General features: G+C 72.4%; 12 protein-coding genes. 5 read left to right on the top strand and 7 right to left on the bottom strand.

Annotated features, from left to right (window positions below):
- Nucleotides 1–59: 59 nt before the first annotated feature.
- Nucleotides 60–305, top strand: a complete 246-nt coding sequence (locus ABZ930_RS00250) for a hypothetical protein (protein WP_361538934.1) — start codon at nucleotides 60–62, stop codon at nucleotides 303–305.
- 13 nt (nucleotides 306–318) lie between these two features.
- On the opposite strand, the gene ABZ930_RS00245 is transcribed toward ABZ930_RS00250, so the two are convergent.
- On the bottom strand, nucleotides 319–1,266 hold the full coding sequence (locus tag ABZ930_RS00245) for an SDR family oxidoreductase (RefSeq protein ID WP_361538931.1): 948 nt from the start codon (nucleotides 1,264–1,266) through the stop codon (nucleotides 319–321).
- Between the two features lie 205 nt (nucleotides 1,267–1,471).
- On the opposite strand from ABZ930_RS00245, the gene ABZ930_RS00240 reads away from it, so the two are divergent.
- From ABZ930_RS00240 to ABZ930_RS00230, 3 genes are read left to right on the top strand one after another with little or no spacing between them, the layout of a single operon-like run.
- Nucleotides 1,472–3,094 carry an FAD-dependent oxidoreductase gene (locus tag ABZ930_RS00240; RefSeq protein ID WP_361538928.1) on the top strand — a complete coding sequence of 541 codons (1,623 nt, stop codon included), beginning with the start codon at nucleotides 1,472–1,474 and terminating at the stop codon, nucleotides 3,092–3,094.
- A 33-nt stretch (nucleotides 3,095–3,127) separates the two neighbouring features.
- Nucleotides 3,128–3,694 carry a rhodanese-like domain-containing protein gene (locus tag ABZ930_RS00235; RefSeq protein WP_361538925.1) on the top strand — a complete coding sequence of 189 codons (567 nt, stop codon included), beginning with the start codon at nucleotides 3,128–3,130 and terminating at the stop codon, nucleotides 3,692–3,694.
- Nucleotides 3,691–3,957 carry a metal-sensitive transcriptional regulator gene (locus tag ABZ930_RS00230; protein ID WP_361538922.1) on the top strand — a complete coding sequence of 89 codons (267 nt, stop codon included), beginning with the start codon at nucleotides 3,691–3,693 and terminating at the stop codon, nucleotides 3,955–3,957. Before ABZ930_RS00235 ends, ABZ930_RS00230 begins: the two co-directional genes overlap by 4 nt.
- Nucleotides 3,958–4,021: 64 nt before the next feature.
- Here the strand turns inward: ABZ930_RS00230 and ABZ930_RS00225 are convergent, their stop codons facing one another.
- From ABZ930_RS00225 to ABZ930_RS00210, 4 genes are read right to left on the bottom strand one after another with little or no spacing between them, the layout of a single operon-like run.
- A complete protein-coding gene (locus ABZ930_RS00225; RefSeq protein WP_361538919.1) occupies nucleotides 4,022–5,386 on the bottom strand; it encodes a GH1 family beta-glucosidase in 1,365 nt (454 codons plus the stop codon).
- Between the two features lie 41 nt (nucleotides 5,387–5,427).
- The gene (locus ABZ930_RS00220; protein WP_361538916.1) at nucleotides 5,428–6,324 is read right to left on the bottom strand and encodes a carbohydrate ABC transporter permease; all 897 of its coding nucleotides are present in this window, start codon (nucleotides 6,322–6,324) and stop codon (nucleotides 5,428–5,430) included.
- Nucleotides 6,317–7,330: a sugar ABC transporter permease gene (locus ABZ930_RS00215; protein ID WP_361538913.1), complete on the bottom strand. Its 1,014-nt coding sequence runs from the start codon at nucleotides 7,328–7,330 to the stop codon at nucleotides 6,317–6,319. Before ABZ930_RS00215 ends, ABZ930_RS00220 begins: the two co-directional genes overlap by 8 nt.
- A 14-nt stretch (nucleotides 7,331–7,344) precedes the next feature.
- Nucleotides 7,345–8,661 carry a sugar ABC transporter substrate-binding protein gene (locus tag ABZ930_RS00210; RefSeq protein WP_361538910.1) on the bottom strand — a complete coding sequence of 439 codons (1,317 nt, stop codon included), beginning with the start codon at nucleotides 8,659–8,661 and terminating at the stop codon, nucleotides 7,345–7,347.
- 222 nt (nucleotides 8,662–8,883) lie between these two features.
- On the opposite strand from ABZ930_RS00210, the gene ABZ930_RS00205 reads away from it, so the two are divergent.
- Nucleotides 8,884–10,176 (top strand): ROK family transcriptional regulator, encoded by a 1,293-nt coding sequence (locus ABZ930_RS00205; RefSeq protein WP_361538907.1) that lies wholly within the window; start codon nucleotides 8,884–8,886, stop codon nucleotides 10,174–10,176.
- Nucleotides 10,177–10,179: 3 nt separating this feature from the next.
- On the opposite strand, the gene ABZ930_RS00200 is transcribed toward ABZ930_RS00205, so the two are convergent.
- Both ABZ930_RS00200 and ABZ930_RS00195 read right to left on the bottom strand, forming a co-directional pair.
- Nucleotides 10,180–11,220 carry a LacI family DNA-binding transcriptional regulator gene (locus tag ABZ930_RS00200; protein WP_361538904.1) on the bottom strand — a complete coding sequence of 347 codons (1,041 nt, stop codon included), beginning with the start codon at nucleotides 11,218–11,220 and terminating at the stop codon, nucleotides 10,180–10,182.
- A 93-nt stretch (nucleotides 11,221–11,313) separates the two neighbouring features.
- Nucleotides 11,314–13,746 carry a glycoside hydrolase family 3 C-terminal domain-containing protein gene (locus tag ABZ930_RS00195; RefSeq protein ID WP_361538901.1) on the bottom strand — a complete coding sequence of 811 codons (2,433 nt, stop codon included), beginning with the start codon at nucleotides 13,744–13,746 and terminating at the stop codon, nucleotides 11,314–11,316.
- Between the last annotated feature and the right edge of the window lie 12 nt (nucleotides 13,747–13,758).

Here is a 13,758-nt window from a genome sequence, read left to right as displayed (position 1 = left end):
GATTCACCGTCCTGCCGCCGCGAGGTGCGGCCGGGCGCCGCCGGAAGGAAGCTGAGTCCATGATCGAAGACGCAGGACGTGACGGTTACCCCTCGGTCGTGGTGCACGCGGCCCAGCCCGGCGGGCGCAGGGTCTACATCCGGGGCGAGGACGCGGGCCTCGCCCGGTCGAAGGCGGACGTGGTGGCGTTCCTGCGCCGGGCCGGTCTCGAGGACGCGCCGCTCGACGATCCGGACGTCGTCGAGTGGCGCGGCGGCGGCAGCGGGATCTGGCCCGCGCGCATCGACGATCCGGACGACGTCTGACCGGCCGCCGGTTCTAGCGGTATCCGGTGACGTCGGCGGGCTTGCCCGCGTCCTGCACCTCCACCAGGTACCGCCAGGCGTCCGGCCTGCTGCCGTCGAGGTCGGTGAAGCCGTAGGTCCCGGCGAGGCCCCCGCTGGACTGCGAGGTGCCGTTGAACCGGGCGACGTCCGGGTCGGCGGCGAGCGCGGCGACGGCACGCCCGGTGTAGCTTGGGGTCTCCGAGATCGCGAAGTGCGGCTCGGCGGCGAGTGCGTCGCGCCAGGTCTCCTCGGTGACCTTGAACGCGTCGAGCATGATCTCCGAGCGCATCCAGCCGGGTGTGAGGGCGACGGCGGTCGCGCCGCGCGGGCCCAGTTCGTGGCCGAGGGAGAACGCCATGCGCAGCACGGCGCTCTTGGCGAGGTCGTAGAAGAAGGAGTTGCGGTAGTTCGCGGCGTTGTAGTCGGCGGTGCCGTCGGTCATCTCGACGACCAGTCCGCCGGGGGTGCGCAGCAGCATCGGCAGCGCGAAGTGGCTGGTGATGGCGTGCGTCTCGACGGCGAGGCGGTGCAGCCGCAGTCCCTTGTCGAGGTCGTGCTCCCAGACGGGCGCGTCCCAGGCGAAGAGGTGCTCGCCGCCCCAGATGTCGTTGACGAGGACGTCGAGGCGTCCCTGTTCGGCGTCGACGCGCTCGACGAGGGTGCGCACCTGGTCCGGTTCCAGATGATCGGTGGGGACGGCGATGCCGTGGCCGCCCGCCGCGCTCACCAGGTCGGCGGTGTCCTCGATGGTCTCGGGCCGGTCGTACTCGGAGCGCCGCTCGCGGGTGGTGCGGCCGGTGACGTAGACGGTGGCGCCCGCCGCGCCGAGTTCCACGGCGATGCCGCGGCCCGCGCCGCGGGTCGCGCCCGCGACGAGGGCCACCCTGCCGCGCAACGGCCGGTCGTCCGAGGTGCTGCCCGGCTCTGCTGTGTCCGTCATGACCTGCTCTTTCGTGTCGGTCCACCCGGCCGGACCGGCCGGACGCACCGAGCATCCCCGTAAATCCCGACACCTTCTGTCCGACTTTCCGCGCCTCTGCCGCGCGGCGGTGCGTGATCACCCTCACCTCGGCCGCATCGATACCCCCTGGGGTATGATTGATACCCTCGGGGGTATAGATTCACCAGTGACGGAGGAGGTTCCCGTGAAGGTCGTGATCGTCGGAGGAGTGGCGGGCGGCATGTCCGCGGCGACGCGTCTGCGCCGCCTCGACGAGCAGGCGCAGATCGTCGTGCTGGAGCGCGGCGCCCATGTCAGCTATGCGAACTGTGGGCTGCCGTACTTCCTGGGCGGCGTGATCGAGGAGCGCGACGCCCTGCTCGTCCAGACTCCCGAGGCGCTGCGTGCCCGGTTCCGGATCGATGTGCGGGTGCGCAGCGAGGCCGTCGCCGTGGACACGGAGGCCCGGACCGTGACGGTGCGCGACCTGACGGGCGGAACCGAGTACACCGAGTCGTACGACCGGCTGGTCCTCAGCCCGGGCGCCCGGCCCTTCGTGCCGGAACTGCCGGGCGTGGAGCGGGCGTTCACGCTGCGGGACGTCTCGGACACCGACCGGATCGCGGACGAACTGGCGGCGGGCGCGCGCTCGGCCGTGGTCGTCGGCGCCGGGTTCATCGGCGTGGAGGCCGCGGAGAATCTGCGCCGGCGCGGCCTCGACGTGACGCTCGTGGAGCTGGCCGGGCAGGTGCTGCCGCCGCTCGACGCGGAGATGGCCGCACCGCTCGCCGCCGAGCTGCGGGCGGGCGGTGTCGACCTGGCGCTCGGTACGCAGCTGACGGCGGTCCGGGACCACGAGGTCGTCCTCGACGACGGCCGGAGCGTCCCCGCCGATCTCGTCCTCATGGCGATCGGGGTCCGCCCCGACGTCGAGCTGGCCCGCGCCGCCGGCCTCGCGATCGGCCCGCGCGGCGGCATCGCCGTCGACGAGCGCGGCCGCACCAGCGACGAGGCCGTCTACGCGGTGGGCGACGCGGCGGAGAAGCGGGACGCGCTGAGCGGCGAGAGCACCCTGGTGCCGCTGGCGAACCTGGCCAACCGGCACGGCCGGCTCGTCGCCGACGCGATCGCCGGACGCCCGGTGTCGGCCCGGCCCGCCACCGGCACCGCGGTCGTCCAGGTCTTCGGGCTGACCGCGGCGGCCACCGGGTGGAACGAGAAGCGGCTGCGCGCCGCGGGCCGCCGGTACCAGGCGCTGCACCTGCACCCCGGTTCGCACGCGGGCTACTACCCCGGCGCCTCCCCCATCGCGCTCAAGGTCCTGTTCGACCCGGACGACCTGAGCATCCTCGGCGCGCAGGCGGTCGGCGCGGACGGTGTCGACAAGCGCGTCGACGTGCTCGCCACCGCGATCGCGGGCGGGCTGACCGCGCCCGAGCTCGCCGATCTGGAGCTGGCGTACGCCCCGCCGTACGGCTCGGCGAAGGACCCGGTCAACATGGCGGGGATGATCGCCGAGAACCTCGTGACCCGTACCGACCGCACCGTCCAGTGGCACGAGCTGGACGCGGCGCGGGCCGCGGGTGCCTCGCTCGTCGACGTACGGACGGCGGCCGAGCACGCCCGGGGCGCCATCCCGGGCGCGGTGAACATCCCGCTCGACGAGCTGCGCGAGCGCGCCGCCGAACTGCCCGACGGCGACCTCCTCGTGCACTGCCAGGTCGGCCTGCGCGGCCACACCGCGCTGCGCCTGCTCGCCGGACTCGGCCGCGACGCCGCCAATCTCGACGGCGGCTACGCCACCTGGTCCGCGGGCCGGGCCGCCTGATCCCCCCCTATCCCCCACACATCAGGGAGAACCATGAGCACCACCCTCGCCCCGGCGGAGCTGCACGCCCGCCCCGCCGACGACACCCTCGTCATCGACGTACGGGCACCCGGCGAGTTCGCGTCCGGTCACGTGCCCGGCGCGGTGAACGTGCCGGCCGACCACCTCGACGCGCTCCTGCCCGACCTGCGGACCGCCGCCGAGCGGCGCCGCATCGTCGTGGTCTGCGCCGCCGGACAGCGCTCCGCGACCGCCTGCGCCAAGCTGGCCGACGCGGGCGTGGACGCGGTCGGCCTCGACGGCGGCACCCGGGCCTGGACGGCCGAGGGCCTGCCCGTCGACACGGCGGCCCACGAGGGCCGCGCGGTCTGGGCGATGGACCGGCAGGTGCGGTTCACCGCCGGCTCCCTGGTCCTGGCCGGGCTCGCGCTCGGCCGCCGCGCGCCGAAGGGCCGTCTGCTGGCCGCCGGCGTCGCGGCCGGCCTGGTCTACTCGGCCGTGAGCAACTCCTGCGCCATGGCGGCGATGCTCGGCAAGCTGCCCTTCAACCGCCCGGCGCCCGACGCCCTGGACGCGGCCCGCGCCGCGCTGCGCGCATGAGCGGCACCCCGGTGGCCACGGACGCCGTTCTCAAGCGACTGCGCCGCGCGCAGGGCCAGCTCGCCGGCGTGATCGCCATGATCGAGGCGGGCCGCGACTGCAAGGACGTGGTGACCCAGCTGGCCGCCGTGTCCCGGGCCCTCGACCGGGCCGGCTTCAAGATCATCGCCTCGGGCATGCGGGACTGCATGAACGCGGCGGAGGGCGAACAGCCGCCGCTGACCGAGGAAGAGCTGGAGAAACTGTTCCTCTCGCTCGCCTGACCCCCGTACAGGCGGGACCGTCCCGGTGGGACCGCTTCCGGTCGGCCCCACCGGGACGGCGTTCTCAGGCGGCGCGCCGCACCCGCGCACCGTGCCGGCGCACGATGTCCGCGTAGCGGTGGCCGCTTCCCTTGATGGTGCGCACCTGGGTCTGGTAGTCGACGTGCACGAGGCCGAACCGCTTGTCGTAGCCGTAGGCCCACTCGAAGTTGTCGAGCAGCGACCAGGCGAAGTACCCGGCGAGCGGGGCGCCCTTGCGCACCGCTCGGGCACAGGCCGCGAGGTGGTCCACGAGGTACTGCTCGCGCTCGGGGTCGTCGACCGTGCCGTCGGGGCGGACCACGTCCGGGTACGCGGAGCCGTTCTCGGTGATGTACAGCTTCCGCGCGCCGTACTCGCCGGTCAGACGCATCAGCAGGGTCTCGATGCCGTTCGCGTCGACCTCCCAGTCCATGCCGGTGCGCGGCACGCCGAGCCGGCGCACGGAGTCGGCGTACGGTGCCGGGCCCGCCGGGTGGTCGGCGATCGCGGACGGGAAGTAGTAGTTCAGGCCCAGCCAGTCCAGCGGCGCGGCGATCGTGTCCAGGTCGCCCGGCTGCTCGGGCAGGTCGACGCCGTAGACCTCGACCATGTCCTCGGGGAAGCCGCGGCCGTGCACCGGGTCGAGCCACCAGCGGTTGGAGTGGCCGTCCATGCGGCGGGCGGCGGCGATGTCCTCGGGCCGGTCGGTGGCGGGCTCCACCTGGGCGAGGTTGAGGACGATGCCGACCTCGGCGTCGGGGACGGCCGCGCGGATCGCCTGTGTGGCCAGACCGTGGCCGAGCAGCAGGTGGTAGGAGGCGGGGACGGCGGCGTTCAGGTCGGCGAGGCCGGGCGCCATCCGGCCCTCCAGGTGACCGATCCACGCCGAGCAGAGCGGCTCGTTCAGCGGCGTCCAGTGCTTCACCCGGTCACCGAGCCGCTCCGCGACCACGGACGCGTACTCCCCGAACGCGAGAGCGGTCTCGCGCGCGGGCCAGCCGCCGCGGTCCTGCAGCGCCTGGGGCAGGTCCCAGTGGTAGAGGGTGACCATCGGCGTGATGCCGTCGGCGAGCAGCGCGTCGGTCAGCCGGTCGTAGAAGTCGAGGCCCTTGGCGTTCACCGGGCCGTCGCCGTCGGGCACGATGCGCGGCCAGGCGACGGAGAAGCGGTAGGCGTTGGTGCCCAGACGCTTGAGCAGGTCGAAGTCCTCGCGCCAGCGGTGGTAGTGGTCGCAGGCCACGTCACCGGTGTCGCCGTTGTCGACCTTGCCGGGCGTGTGCGAGAACGTGTCCCAGATCGAGGGCGCGCGGCCGTCCTCCGCGACCGCTCCTTCGATCTGGTACGCGGCGGTGGCCGTGCCCCACAGGAAGTCGTTCGGGAAGGCTGCGAGGTCTAGGGGCTCGGACACAGGGTTCCTTTCACAGGTACGAACTGCGGTATTGGGGTCGGTCACTTGACCGCACCGGCGGTGAGGCCGGTGACGAGATAGCGCTGCAGCAGCAGGAAGCCGGCGACGACGGGCACGCTGACGACGAGCGAGGCGGCCATGATCTGGTTCCAGTACACGTCGTTGAGGTTGGCGTAGGCGCCCAGACCCACCGAGAGGGTGCGGGTGTCGTCGTTGGTCATGACCGAGGCGAACAGCACCTCGCCCCACGCGGTCATGAACGCGTAGACGGCGACGGCGACGATGCCGGGGATCGCGGCCGGCACGATGATCCGGAACAGCGCGCCGAGCGGTCCGCAGCCGTCGACCATGGCGGCCTCGTCCAGGTCGCGCGGCACCGACTCGAAGTACCCGATGAGCATCCAGATCGCGAACGGCAGCGTGAACGTCATGTAGGTGAGGATCAGTCCGCCGCGCGAGCCGAACAGGGCGATCCCGGTGGCGTTGCCGATGTTGACGTAGATGAGGAACAGCGGCAGCAGGAAGAGGATGCCGGGGAACATCTGCGTCGACAGGACGGTCACCGTGAAGACGCGCTTGCCCTTGAAGCGGTAGCGGCTGACCGCGTACGCGGCGAAGACCGCGACGATCACCGAGCAGACCGTCGCCGCGCCCGCCACGATCAGCGAGTTCACGAAGTACTTGGCGAGCGGGACCGTCGACCAGATGTCGATGTACGGGCGGATGGTCAGTCCGCTGGGGATCCACCGGAACTTGCCCTGGACGTCCTCGAGCGGCTTGAGCGAGCTGGAGACCATGACGAACACGGGCAGCAGCACGAAAGCGGTGAGCAGCGTCAGGAAGATCCGGCGGGACCACAGGAAGGACTGCGGCGACGCCATCGGCGAGCGGTGCCGCACCGGTGTGTCCACGGTCTTGGCCACGGCAGTGTCAGACATCGGAAGTCTTCCTTCCGCGCGAGGTGAGCGCCAGGTAGACGCCCGTCACGACGAGCAGGAACAGCAGGAGCAGCACGGACATGGCGGATCCGCTGCCGAAGTTCCAGGTGACGAACGAGGACTGGTAGATGTGCACGGAGATGATGTCGGCCGCCTCGGGCGCCGCCTTGCCGAACATCACGTAGGGCGTGTTGAAGTCGTTGAACGTCCACAGGAACAGGACGAGGACGAGGACCTGGTTGACCGGGCGCAGCGAGGGCAGCGTGATGCGGCGCAGCTGCTGCCACAGGCCGGCGCCGTCCAGCGACGCGGCCTCGTACATCTCCTTGGGGATGTTCTGCAGTCCGGCCATCACGATGAGGAAGGCGAACGGCCAGCCCTTCCACACCGAGACGGTGAGCAGGGCGTAGAAGCTGTTGTCGCCGATCAGCCAGAAGGACGGCTTGTCGGTGACGCCGAGCTGGTCGTGCAGGACGTGGTTGATCAGGCCGTTGTCGTGCTGGAACATGAAGACCCAGGTGATCACGGCGGCGTAGACGGGCAGCGCGTACGGGATCAGGAACAGGGCGCGCAGGATGCCGCGGCCCTTGAACGTCTCCTGCATGAAGACGGCCGCGGCGGTGCCGATCGCCCAGCACAGGCCGACCGACAGGACGGTGAACAGGCAGGTGACGAAGAAGGAGTGGAGCAGCGCCTGGCCGACCGGGGCGTCGAAGTCGACGGCGACCTTGAAGTTGTCGAGGCCCGTCCAGGGAGCCGAGTTCCAGTCCCGGATGTAGAACTGGGTGAGCTCCTTGAAGCTCATCACGACGCCCATGACCATGGGCACGAGGTGCACGAGGAGTTCGAGCACGAGGGCGGGCAGGAGCAGCAGGTAGGGCAGGCCGATCCGGCGGATCCGCCCGGGGCGGCGGCTCTTGCCGCGCGCCGCCCCGGGGGAGTTCTTGCCGACGGCCCGCCCCTCCCCCGCGGGTGCGGGGGAAGGGGCGGTCGTGGACACAGTCATCGGGTTCTCCGTGCTCACTTGGTCGGCATCGACTGCTGCGCCTTGGTCAGCGCCGCCTTCACGGACTCCGTGGTGACCGCCTTGCCGTTGGCGGCGTCGGCGAAGAGTTCCTTGACGGCCGTACCGACCGCTGTCTCGAACTGGGACTCCTCGGCGACCTGGGGCAGCGGCGCCGCGCTCTTGGCCAGGGTGTCCTTGAGCACGCCGGTGGTCGAGGTCCCGAAGGCCGGGTCCCCCTGCGCGGCCTTGACCGGCGGGATGGAGCCGTAGGTCTTGTTGAGGAGCTTCGACTCCTCGTCGCTGGTCATGAACTTCACGAACTTCGTGGCGCCGTCGACGTTCTTGGTGTTCTTGAAGACGGCGATGTTGATGCCGGCGACCATCGAGTTGACCTGGTTGCCGGTGCCGGGGGCGCCGGACAGGACGGGCGCGGGGACCACGCCGTAGTCGTCCTCGGACATGCCCTGCGACTTGAACGTGGAGGCGGCGGCCTGCCACAGGACCATGGCCGTCTTGCCCTTGGAGAAGTCGCTCAGGGACTGGTTCTGCGCGTACTCGGCGTTGCCGGGCGCGATGATCTTGTCCTTGGCCATCAGGTCGACGTACTGCTTGACGGCCGCGACCGCGCCGTCGGAGGTGAAGTCCGGCTTGCCGTCGGCGGTGAACCAGTCGGTGCCGCGCTGCTTCGCCATCACGAAGATCTGGTGGATGTTGTTGGACAGGTTCGAGCCCTCGGCGCCCAGACCCCACTTGCCGTTCTTGGAGATCTTCTTGCCGTCGGCGACGACCTCGTCCCAGGTCGTCGGGGGCTTGGTTATCCCGGCGTCCTTGAACATCTTCTTGTTGTAGTAGAGCGCGTACGACATCGAGTACAGCGGCACCGCCGCCGGGTCCTTGCCCTCGGGGCCGGCCGAGCCGAGCGCCGAGTCGACGAACCGGTCCTTGCCGCCGATCTTGTCGAACTGCTGGGCGTCCCAGGGCAGCAGCGCGCCGGTCGCCTGCAGCGAGGCGCTCCAGGTGTTGCCGATGTTCAGCACGTCGGGGCCCTGCCCCGAGGTGGTCGCGGCCATGATGCGGTTGAGCAGGTCCGACCACGGGACGACTTCGAGCTTGACCTTGATCCCGGTCTTCTTCTCGAACTTGTCGAGCTCCGGCTGGAGGACCTTCTTGTCGACCTGGATGCTCGCACCCTGGTTCGACGCCCAGTACGTGAGGGTCTTCGGGGAGTCGTTGGAACCGCCTCCCGTGGAAGAGCCGCCGCCACAGGCGGTCGCGGCGAGGGCGAGCGAGACGGTGACGGCACCGACGGCGGCTGCTCTGATTCTGCTCATGCTCCAGGTGTCCCTTTCCGGAGGAAGTCGGCTGGGGAAGGCTCAAGAGGGCTCGACGAGGAGCGCGAAGGGGCGCGGCCAACATCGGCGAACCGACCGCCCGCTTCAACTCTTGAACACCCTTACGACTTAATTTAGGACGTGAGTTAAACCGCACGAGAAGGTACCGTCAAGGGGGTCGGAGCTAACAACTTCGAGTCAGACAGAGCCTGAAGGAGACACATGGCCGGGCGGCGCGGTGGACGGACAGTGCACGACCTGCGAAGGGAGAACCGGACCGCCCTATTGCAACAGTTGTATTTCAACGGCCCCATGAGCCGGAACGAGCTGGGCCCTGCGATCGGCCTGAGTTCAGGTTCCATCAGCAATGTGGTGGCCGAGCTCGCCGCGGACGGCCTGGTGGAGGAGGCCGGCAGCGTCGAGTCCGAGGGCGGCAGGCCCCGCACCCTGCTGCGCATCGTGCCCGGCTGCGGGCAGCTGATCGGCGTGGACGTGGGCGAGACCCGGATCAGGGTGGAGCTGCTCGATCTCTCGCTGACCGAACTGGCCCGCGCGGAGCGGCCGTTGGACCTCAAGGGGCATCCCGTCGAGGGCGTCGCCGAGCTGATCGCCTCGGGGATCCACGAGGTGCTCGACGCCGGCCGGGACCGTCCCGGCCCGCTGCTGGGCGTCGGCATCGGCGTGCCCGGCATCGTCGCGCACACCACCGAGGGCGCGGTCGTGCACGGCCAGACGGTGGGCTGGGCCGCGGTGCCGCTGGAGTCCGTACTGCGCCGCGCCTGTCAACTCCCTCCCTCGGTCGACTACTTCATCGACAACGGCGCCCGGACGCTCGGCCAGGCGGAGATGTGGTTCGGCGCGGGACGCGGTACGCAGAACGCGGTGGTCGTGCTCTTCGGCTCCGGCGTCGGCGCCTGCGTGGTGACGGGCGACGCGGCACAGGCGCGGGCCGTCGAATGGGGACATCTGACGGTACGGGTCCGGGGGCGCCGCTGCCGGTGCGGCGCCCTGGGCTGCCTGGAGGCGTACGCGGGCGCCGAGGCGCTGCTCGACCGGTGGCGGGAGGCGGGCGGGAAGCCGCCGCTGGGCGTGGACGAGGAGACGGCGCTGGCCGCGATGATGGACGCCGCGCACCCGCGCGAGCCGGGCCGGGAGCCCGAGCCGACGGCCCTGGCCATCATCGAGGAGACGGCCGAGTACCTCGGCGCGGGCCTGTCCGACCTCGTCAACCTCTTCCAGCCGGACCGCGTCCTGGTCGGCGGCTGGGCCGGACTCCAGCTCGGCGAGCGCTTCCTGGCCTCGGTACGCCGCCATCTGCCGACGTACGCGCTCTCCTACCCGGCGTCCCGGGTCAGCGTGGAACTCGGACGCCTCGGCCCCGACGCGGTGACCGTGGGCGCGGCGACGCTCCCGCTGGCGGCGTTCTTCGCCCGGGGCGGTCGCCCGCCCGAGGCGCCGCGGGAGGTCGAACCACCGGCCTGGCAGGGGGCGTTGCAGGGGCGCGCGCTGCACTGAGCGTCACGCCGACTCGCGCACCACCAGTTCCGGGTCGAAGATCCGCGAGGTGGGCTCGGTGCGCTCGCCGAGGACGAACTCGTGGAGGAGTTCGGCCATCGCCGCCGCCATGGCCTCCACCGGCTGTCTGACGGTGGTCAGGGGCGGCTGACAGGCGAGGGCGGCGCTGGAGTCGTCGAAGCCGACGACGGCCACGTCCTCGGGCACCCGTCTGCCCCGCTCGCGCAGGACGCGGCAGACGCCCTGCGCCATCAGGTCGTTGGCGGCGAACACGGCGTCGATGTCCGGGTGTTCGGCGAGCAGCCGCTCCATCGCGGCGACCCCGCTGTCCAGCGTGAACCCGCCCTCCGCGATCGGGACGTACGGCACGCCACCGCGCTCCATGCCGTCCCGGAACCCGGCGAGCCGCTCCTGTCCCGCGGGCAGGTCGAGCGGCCCGGAGACGGTGGCGGGCCGGCGGCGGCCGCGGGCCAGCAGATGGCGCGCGGCGAGCAGGCCGCCGTCGCGGTGGGCGAGGTCGACGTAACTGATCGGCGCGGCGACCGCCGGCCGCGCGAAGCACACCGCGGGCAGCCGCCCTGCGGCGAGCTGTGCGGGCAGCGGGTCCTCGGCGTGCGTGGAGACCACGAGGGCGCCGTCGGCGCTGCCCTGCCGCAGGTAGTCGACGATCTGGCGGCGCGCTTCGTCGGAGTCGGCGAACATGAGCACGGGGTGCATGGAGCGCGGCCGCAGGAATCCGACGACCCCGGTGACCACGCGGCCGAAGAACGGGTCGGCGAAGACCCGTGTGGTGAAGTCGCCCTGCCCGTCGTCGCGTTCGTCCCCGGCGCCGGACACCACGAGCGCGATGGTCTGCGCCCGCCGGGTGACCAGCGAGCGCGCGGCGTGGTTGGGGGTGTAGCCCGTCCGCTCGACGGCCTCGCGCACCAGGTCCTGAATGCTCGGATCCACGTTCCGTACGCCGTTGATGACCCGGGAGACCGTGGCCCGGGAGACGCCGGCCTCCCGCGCCACGTCCTCCAGGGTCGGCACGCTTCTGCTCATGGCCCCACCCTATCCGCCGCCCTCCCGCTTCGGGGAGCGCTCTCCGACAGTCGGTGAGCAGGTCGCGGGGCTCGTGAGGGGCTGCCCTGGGGGTCACCGGGAGGGCATCACCTCGACCTCCGTCGTCAGGGTCGGCTCCCCGGCCGAGCGGCCCGCGTGCACCCGGTAGGTGCCCGGCTCGGTGCGCCAGTCGCGGGCGTCGGGCGACCAGTGCCGCAGGGCCCGCGCGGGCACGTGCACCTCCACGTCCGTCCGGGCCCCGGGAGGCGCCGTCACGGCCGCGTACCCGGCGAACCGGAGCTCCGGGTGGTCGACCACGGAGTCCGGCCGGGAGAGGTAGACCTGGACCACGTCCCGGCCCGTCCTGCTCCCGGTGTTGCGCACGGCGACGCGGACCGTGAAACCGTCGGGACCGCACCGGGCGGGCGCCTCGATCGCGTCGTGGCTCCAGGTGGTGTAGCCGAGCCCGTGGCCGAACCAGTAGGCGGGCTCCCGGCCCGAGCGCAGCCAGGCCCGGTGGCCGATGTCCAGGCCCTCCGCGTACGCGAGCACGCCGTCGTCGGGGCGGGTCCGGGTGACGGGGGCGTCGGCGAGGCGGGCGGCCCAGGTGGTGGGGAGCCGGCCGCCCGGCTCGGCCCGCCCGAACAGGACGTCCGCGAGCCCGGCACCGGCCTCCTGCCCGGGGAACCAGGTGAGCAGCAGGGCGCCGACGTCGTCCCGCCAGGGCAGTTCGACGGGCCCGCCGGAGTTGACCACGGCCACGGTGCGGGGCTGGGCGACGGCGACGGCGGCCACCAGTTCGTCCTGGTCGCCGGGGAGGGCGAGCGTGACGCGGTCGTGGCCCTCGGACTCGCTGCCCTCGGTGGTGCCGACCACGACGACGGCCACGTCGGCCGCGCGGGCCGCCTCGACGGCCCGGGCCAGCGCCGTCGCGGGATCCGGGGGTGGCGGTGCGGCGGTCAGCAGGGTGGCGCGACCGGTGTCGGGGGCCAGGGAGCGGCGGGCCACGACCTCGACCGCGCGGCCGGGGCGGAGGTGGATCCGCCCGTGCCGGCAGGGCGGTCCGACGTGCACGACGGCCGGGTCGTCGGTGGTCCTCGGATACTCCCCCGCCACCAGTCGCCGCCCGTCGACGACGAGTTCGAGGTCGCCGAAGCCGCCGACGCCGAACGTCCACTCCCCGCCGACGGCGGGCCGCAGGACCGCGCTCAGCTCCACCGTGTGCGCGCCGGGCACCAGCGCGGGCTCCAGCATGCGGCCGGAGAGCCGGTGTTCGGCGTACAGCTCCTGTCCGGCGCGGTCGAGGACCCGCAGCAGCAGTCCCGGCTCGCCGGAGCGCGGGTCGGCGCACCGGTCCGCGTCGAGCGGCCAGGGCTGCTCGACGAGGGCGGGTCCCGGGCTGTAGGTGACCTCGGCCGTGCCGCGCAGCGCCGCGCGGATGCCGTCGAGCGGGGTGACGGAGTGCCGGGGGAAGACGCCCGCGCTGCCGCCGCCCTGGAGCCGGGGGCGCGCCGCGTGGGTGCCGATCACCGCGACGGTCCGCACGGTGTCGGCGGACCACGGCAGGACGTCGTGGTTGGTGAGCAGCACGGTGCTCGCCGCGACGGCCCGGCGCAGCAGCGCACGGGTCCGCCTCGGTCCCTGGGTCCCGGGGCGGGCCGGTGGCGGGTCGCCGAGGGCTCCGACCCGTTCGGCGAGCCGCAGCAGACGGCGGACCTTGTCGTCGATCGCCTGCTCGGACACCTCACCGGCCCGCACGGCACGCAGGAGGGCTTCGCCCCACGGGCTCTCCGGGCCTGGCATGGCGAGGTCCTGGGCGGCGCGCGCCGAGGGGACGGTGGACCGTACCGCCGCCCAGTCGGACACCACGACGCCGTCGAAGCCCCAGCGTTCCTTCAGCGGGTCGGCCAGCAGCGGACTCTCCGTCATCGTCGCGCCGCCGACACCGTTGTAGCCGGACATGACGGCCCAGACACCGGCTTCGACGGCCGCTTCGAACGGTGCCAGGTAGACCTCGTGCAGGGCGCGTTCGGGGACGCGGACGTCGACGGTGAGCCGGTCGGTCTCGGAGTCGTTGGCGACGTAGTGCTTGGCGGTCGCGGCGACGCCGCCGGACTGGATGCCGCGGATCAGGGCGGCGCCGGTGCGGCCGGTGAGTTCCGGGTCCTCGGAGAAGCACTCGAAGTGCCGGCCGGCCAGGGGTGAGCGGTGCAGGTTGAGGGTCGGGCCGAGGACGACGTGGACGCCCTTGCCCCGGGCCTCCCGGGCGAGGAGCGCGCCGAGCTGTTCGGTCAGGCCCTCGTCCCACATCGCGGCGAGCGCCGTGGCCGAGGGCAGCAGCGCGGAGGTGCGGCGCTCGTCCCAGGACTCGCCGCGCACCCCCGTGGGTCCGTCCGACATCACCATCTCGCGCAGTCCGGCCGCGGGTTGCGCGGCGGTGCGCCAGGTGGTGGCGCCGGTCAGCATCTCCACCTTCTGCGCGAGGCTCAACTTGTCGACGAGGCGTGTGAGTTCGTCGTCCTCCATGCGGTTCCCTCC

The sequence above is a fragment of the Streptomyces sp. NPDC046716 genome, from assembly GCF_040645755.1.
Classification (GTDB): domain Bacteria; phylum Actinomycetota; class Actinomycetes; order Streptomycetales; family Streptomycetaceae; genus Streptomyces.
Note: the sequence above shows the minus strand (reverse complement) of the source record. Positions and strands in the feature narration are given on the sequence as shown.

What these genes read in the sequence shown, in the direction of transcription:
- ABZ930_RS00250 (WP_361538934.1), top strand. Translation starts at nt 60, where the DNA reads ATGATCGAAGACGCAGGACGTGACGGTTACCCCTCGGTCGTGGTGCAC.
- ABZ930_RS00245 (WP_361538931.1), bottom strand. Translation starts at nt 1,266, where the DNA reads ATGACGGACACAGCAGAGCCGGGCAGCACCTCGGACGACCGGCCGTTG.
- ABZ930_RS00235 (WP_361538925.1), top strand. Translation starts at nt 3,128, where the DNA reads ATGAGCACCACCCTCGCCCCGGCGGAGCTGCACGCCCGCCCCGCCGAC.
- ABZ930_RS00230 (WP_361538922.1), top strand. Translation starts at nt 3,691, where the DNA reads ATGAGCGGCACCCCGGTGGCCACGGACGCCGTTCTCAAGCGACTGCGC.
- ABZ930_RS00220 (WP_361538916.1), bottom strand. Translation starts at nt 6,324, where the DNA reads ATGTCTGACACTGCCGTGGCCAAGACCGTGGACACACCGGTGCGGCAC.
- ABZ930_RS00215 (WP_361538913.1), bottom strand. Translation starts at nt 7,330, where the DNA reads ATGACTGTGTCCACGACCGCCCCTTCCCCCGCACCCGCGGGGGAGGGG.
- ABZ930_RS00210 (WP_361538910.1), bottom strand. Translation starts at nt 8,661, where the DNA reads ATGAGCAGAATCAGAGCAGCCGCCGTCGGTGCCGTCACCGTCTCGCTC.
- ABZ930_RS00205 (WP_361538907.1), top strand. Translation starts at nt 8,884, where the DNA reads ATGGCCGGGCGGCGCGGTGGACGGACAGTGCACGACCTGCGAAGGGAG.
- ABZ930_RS00200 (WP_361538904.1), bottom strand. Translation starts at nt 11,220, where the DNA reads ATGAGCAGAAGCGTGCCGACCCTGGAGGACGTGGCGCGGGAGGCCGGC.
- ABZ930_RS00195 (WP_361538901.1), bottom strand. Translation starts at nt 13,746, where the DNA reads ATGGAGGACGACGAACTCACACGCCTCGTCGACAAGTTGAGCCTCGCG.